The organism is Rhizobacter sp. P3_B12 (genome assembly GCF_056402895.1).
The window spans coordinates 1-1,596 of sequence record NZ_JBFUGN010001225.1; the positions used below are offsets into that span (position 1 = coordinate 1).

Annotated in this window: 2 protein-coding genes; both read right to left on the reverse strand. The window is 53.4% G+C overall.

The genetic code is table 11. From position 1 onward, the window contains the following. Nucleotides 1-607, reverse strand: a 607-nt coding sequence (locus AC1D01_RS33995; protein ID WP_477873869.1) for an MFS transporter, incomplete at its 3' end; no start/stop codon positions are given. Next, the coding region (locus tag AC1D01_RS34000; RefSeq protein WP_477873870.1) for a hypothetical protein at nt 607-1,596 on the reverse strand (990 nt) is incomplete at its 5' end. The genes AC1D01_RS33995 and AC1D01_RS34000, both read right to left, overlap by 1 nt.

The following is a 1,596-nucleotide window of genomic DNA, read 5'->3' on the forward strand; positions in this document are numbered from 1 at the left end:
TCTTCGCACCGTCTGTAGCTACGCCGTCTTGCTCTTCAGTCGTACCATAGAGTTGTCGGCAATAGATCAGTCCGAAAACAAGGATGACGGCAATTGCGGCGTCCAGAAGCAGGAGAACGCTGAGATTTGTATAACTTGCGACCACCCCGCCAAGTGGCGGCCCGACCGCAATCGCAGCTGCCATCAGTCCGTTGAGCCGAAGTCTCATTCCCTTTGCCGCCGCCGCTGGCACCCACTCCGAGATCAGCGATTGCATCGCAGGGCCCGAGTAGGTGCGTAACATGGCCGCTGCCAGGAAATAAGCAAAGATGCTAATTGTGCTGAGGTTGTTGCTCAGATAAACAAGGAGCAACGCTCTAGCGAAGTGTGTCGCAATAATCCCCGTCACCCTCGCCCTCCGCGGGAATATTCTGACAAACGTCATTGCCAGTAGTATCGCTGGTATCGTCTGGAAAACAATGGAATATGCGACACTTCCGCTACCACTCATCTTCATAAGAGAAACGGTTAGAGCAAAGTATGAAAGAAAGCTTCCTACTTGTCCGCCGATCGCCAGAGCATATATCGGCAAAAATGTAGGCGCCCCACTATGGTTGGGCTTGATCATTAGATATCTTCCTCAAAGAAAACTGCGTTTGTCAGCTGTGCATTAAGTGCGTTGAAATCCAAGTCGGCGAGTTCATTCTCAAAGTGTTCGCGAATATTCTGTAAAGCGTTGGCTGCAAAGGAAGCTGCCCCGCGCTCAGCGAGATACAAATGAACCAGCTTTCGCGCTCGCTGGTACTCTTCGTTGGATACTCCCTCGCGAATGAGATCCCGATAAATGGATCCTAAGCGCCCGCGCGGGCTTCTAAGCTCAGTCCCCGCACCCCGTGGAGCAACTGTTCCTATCATCTGGACGTGATCGTCAGCATGAGTAATTTCCGCATAGCGGTAGCAGAGCGGATCCAAGCCTCGAAGAGCGGAGAATATGCGCCCGCTTCGTGAATGGAGCACGGCCGAGAGAATCGAAATTGCGTGTACTCGATTAATGCCCCGGCGCGAGAAAGGAATGATTATTCCAGCTCCAAAGAATCGATATTCAGAGAGCTCACTTTCTCGGACTTGATTAGACCGGCTATACGAGTTAACAAAACTGCGTAGCGGGTCGGATTTCAGGTACGGTCCGAGGGCGCATCTAAACTCAAGAAGATGCCCCACGGCATATTCGGCAACGGGCAGAGGTGGCGCTGTGGTGACGACTGCAATCTGCTCGTCGTAGTGAGGCTGGCCGGAGGCCGCCTTCAGGCCCGGCGACGATACTCGCCGTCTTAGCGACCCTCTTACCGGTGAGGATCCTGAACTCGGCATCATCTTAGCCATGAAGCGCGCCATCGCGCGCGTCAACGGATCTCCTGCTGTCGCAGGAAAGGGGTGGTCCAAATCCTTCAGCGTGTCGATAGAAATCTTTGACTCGCACACCTCCCGTGCGTAGCTGAAAAGCATGTCGACGTCCGAAATTGAGATTTCACCCTCAACGCTGAGAAATACTCCGAAATAGCCGTCTAGCGTTGAGAAGGTGATTTCGGAATCTCTCCGGGGCACATCGTTGGCGCT